The organism is Neoroseomonas rubea (assembly GCF_016106015.1).
GTDB classification, from domain to species: domain Bacteria; phylum Pseudomonadota; class Alphaproteobacteria; order Acetobacterales; family Acetobacteraceae; genus Neoroseomonas; species Neoroseomonas rubea.
In genome coordinates this window covers 1-1,198 of the sequence record NZ_JACADQ010000616.1, presented here as the reverse complement: position 1 = coordinate 1,198, position 1,198 = coordinate 1, and the positions used below count along the sequence as shown (strand labels likewise).

The following is a 1,198-nucleotide window of genomic DNA, read 5'->3' as shown; positions in this document are numbered from 1 at the left end:
CCCCCTTGCCCCCCCTCAACCTTCTTTGCCTGCTGGGGACTGACCTCGGGTGTCAGGTCCCAAAAGACAGAAAAGGGAGGGGGTCCGGGGGAGGTTCACCCTCCCCCCCTGTTCCATGCTGAGCATCATCCTGGGTGCCGCGCTGCTCGCCTGGCCCGCCTTCCTCAACGGCTACCCCCTCGTGTTCAGCGACACCGGCGGCTTCCTGCACCAGACGCTCGGGCCCCTGATGCTGTGGGACAAGCCCTGGGTGTATGGGCCGCTGCTGCACGCCTTCCACTGGCGCGTCTCGCTGTGGCTGCCGATGGCGGCGCAGGCGCTGATGCTCTCCCACCTGCTGTGGCTCGCGCAGCGCGCGCTGCGGGGCGCGGCGACGCAGCGCGCGCATCTGCTCGTCTGCGCGCTCGCGGCGCTGACGACCGCGCCCTTCACCGTCGCGCTGCTGATGCCCGATGTCTTCGCCCCGGCGCTGGTGCTCGCACTCGCGCTGCTGGGCTGCGTGCGGGATGCGCTCTCGCGCGTCGAGGCGGTCTATCTCGGCGCGCTGTCCGCCCTCGGCATCGCCGCGCATCTCGCGCATCTGCCGCTCGCGCTCGCGCTGCTGCTGCCCGCCCTGGTCTTCGGTGGCCCGCGCGGCGCGCTGCGCGTGGCCGCGCCGCTGGCAGGCGCCGTGCTGCTGCTGTTCGGCACGAACTGGGTCGGGCATGGCCGCGCAGCGCTCTCCCCGCATGGCGCGACCTTCATGCTGGCGCGGCTGCAGGCGGATGGACCGGCAGCGGCGGTGATCCGTGCCCGCTGCCCCGATGCCGGCTGGTATCTCTGTGCCTTCGCCGACCGGCTGCCGATGGACGCGAACGACTTCCTCTGGGCGGCGGACAGCCCGGTGAACCGCGATGCCGAGGGGCGCGCGCGCTTCCTCGGCGGCGCGCTGCTCTCGGCCGAGGCCGGCGCGATCGTGGGCGAGACGCTGCGCGCCCATCCGCTTGCGGTGGCCGAGGCGGTGCTGCGCAACACGGTCGCGCAATTGGTCACGGCGGGCATCGGCGATACGCTCGGCGCCGACCACCTGGCCGCCGCGCTGCGGCCGCGCATCGCCGAGGGCTTTCCCGTGCGCGAACTTGCCGCCTACGACGCCGCGCTGCAGCCGCGCGATGCGCTGCGCGCGGGCCTGCCGCCGCTGGGGGCGCTGCACGCGGCG

1 protein-coding gene is annotated in these 1,198 nt (G+C 73.8%); it reads left to right on the top strand.

The window, feature by feature from the left end:
- Window positions 1–115 precede the first annotated feature (115 nt).
- The coding region (locus HW577_RS25345; protein WP_198378853.1) for a hypothetical protein at window positions 116–1,198 on the top strand (1,083 nt) is incomplete at its 3' end.